The 1,778-nt window shown below is 52.0% G+C and carries 3 protein-coding genes; all 3 read right to left on the minus strand.

Going from position 1 to position 1,778, the window contains the following annotated elements; translation table 11 throughout:
- The coding region (locus tag Q0628_RS05410) for an FISUMP domain-containing protein (protein WP_298768885.1) at positions 1-836 on the minus strand (836 nt) is incomplete at its 3' end.
- 11 nt (positions 837-847) lie between these two features.
- Positions 848-1,228: a hypothetical protein gene (locus Q0628_RS05415; RefSeq protein WP_298768887.1), complete on the minus strand. Its 381-nt coding sequence runs from the start codon at positions 1,226-1,228 to the stop codon at positions 848-850.
- 9 nt (positions 1,229-1,237) lie between these two features.
- Positions 1,238-1,778, minus strand: a 541-nt coding sequence (locus tag Q0628_RS05420; RefSeq protein WP_298768889.1) for a hypothetical protein, incomplete at its 5' end; no start/stop codon positions are given.

Consider the following 1,778-nt stretch of genomic DNA (forward strand, 5'->3'; position numbering starts at 1 on the left):
CGGTTGTAGGCGCTGGCAGACGAGTACTCATTGGCCGTCCAGAAGTACGCGTTGCTGCCTAAATAGCTGAAGGAGCCCGAGTACCGGCTACCAGCGGGAAAAGCCGCAAAGCCGTAGGATCCGTCACCGTTGCCGGAAGACCACCCTGTGGTAGACTTTAGCTTCGTGCCAGCAGTGCTAGAACCACCTACAGCCGTAGCCAAGGCATCCCATTCCGATGTCGTTGGAACATGCCAACCCGGTATAATAGTCGCGGCATTATCAATGAGATGCTTGACTGCATACCAGTTGTACAACAATCCATATTTATTTCCATGTTCGCCATAGGTTTCGGCACTATTGTTGTAGTACCACGCGGCAGGCGTACTCGGTGAACCCGTCGTTCCGATAGTTATACCGTCGGTCCTTAGATCTAGGTTCTCGGCCATCCACGTTTTACCACCGATGTTTACGGTGGGATATGTTCTACCACCAATAGAATCAGTGCCCGGCGTCAAAAATGTCACCTGTCCCAATCCTGCCGATGAAAAATCTGCACCGCTTACTACGACAGCATAGTTGTCAAGAAACGTGCCGCCATCATGCGGGAAATAGTCATTGAGACGAAGCCCGATATATCCATTATCGTCAACAATGAAATTGCCTCGAACAGAATCAATTCTTGCGACTCTCAATGTATCGCCACCGCCACCACCGCCGCCGGTTATGGATGCGATGAGCAGTGCCATGTCGTCGAGTTTCGCCGAAGACGGCACGGTGACGCCCTTGTCGGTGATGGCCTGGATAATATCGGCCTTTGCGCCGTTCAGGCGCGTGATTTCGCTTGCAACGCTCATTTAAAGCCTCCTTAAATAGCAGCCAAGAGGGTTTCGATATTGCCAAGGGCGGCATTTACATCATCCTTGCTGGCCATAATTCGCCCGATTTTGGCCACTTCCCACTTGGTGGAGTCCCACGGACCGGCGGGGGTATCATTGGAGCCGATATCTACCTTGGCGCGGTAAAGTACACCGGAATGATACCTCAAGTCCCCTTCGCTGTATGCGCTGTTTTCGCTGTATTCATCTTCGATGTCAGCCGTTCCGGCGATTTCAGCCGAGTCGAGACGCTTGGAACTGCCCGAAATGCTGAAAACACCTTCGTAGTGGTTTTCGCGGGCTGCGGCGAGTGTCACCTGGGTAAGTTGCCCGGTCTTTTCGCCTTCGAATGCTTCGTTACTGTTAGCCATAGTCACCTCTTATGCAAGTAAAGTCGTGTCAAGGTTCGCTTTGTAGAGCAGCGCCCTGAAGGAAGCCGTAATGCTCATCGCCCCTTGATTGGTTTTAAGTTTCAAATCGACGCTGCGCTGTGCGGGAGTGCTCAAGGGCGGAATCACAAGATATCCGCTGAACTTGTCGTCTCTGGCATCATATTCTTCCGTTTGTCCAGGCAAAAAGCGCCCATTTTCGTTGACTTTGAGAATAGACATTTCGCACTGTTCTTCGTTATTGTTGGCGTCTATCGCCTGGAAAGTATATTCTTTAACAACGCCACTGGTGCCCGATGTCACCGGATAGGTGGACGTGCCGGTTCCCTTGACCATCACGATTGCGCTGTAGCCCTTGGGGACCGTAAGCGTGGCAAATTTTACGAAGCTTGAAGAATCGCCTCCAGGAGTAAAGCTCTTCCAGCCCGTATCGGTCATGGCGACAGGGTTGGTTTCGAGCTCGTAATACTTCCAGACGTTTGCAGCGCCGTAGGAGAAAAACGTCAAGAGGACGCTCGAACCGCCCTTGATA

It is taken from the genome of uncultured Fibrobacter sp. (genome assembly GCF_937877005.1).
GTDB lineage: Bacteria > Fibrobacterota > Fibrobacteria > Fibrobacterales > Fibrobacteraceae > Fibrobacter.